At 58.6% G+C, this 215-nt stretch carries 1 protein-coding gene; it reads right to left on the reverse strand.

The window, feature by feature from the left end; all coding sequences use genetic code 11:
* Positions 1-215 (reverse strand): transposase (locus tag C5F46_RS16375; protein WP_181317788.1); only part of this gene is annotated, 215 nt, incomplete at both ends.

A 215-nucleotide genomic window follows, 5' to 3' on the forward strand; every position in this document is an offset into this window, starting at 1 on the left:
ATATTTGCCTTCCTTGATGTGTTGCTCTGCGGTGCCGCGCTGGTTGTAGAACCTCACCACCCAGTCTGGCTCCATCGGCAGGTTGGTGACGATGAAGCCGACTTTGGGGAACAGCTCGCCCGGATGCCATTCGATCTTGGCGATGACGCGGCGCGGCTTGTCCCAGGACGCCGCCTGATACTCGAAGTCCTCGAAGAACCGTTTGACCTTGGTCA

Source organism: Phaeovulum veldkampii DSM 11550 (genome assembly GCF_003034995.1).
In the GTDB taxonomy this organism is placed as follows: domain Bacteria; phylum Pseudomonadota; class Alphaproteobacteria; order Rhodobacterales; family Rhodobacteraceae; genus Phaeovulum; species Phaeovulum veldkampii.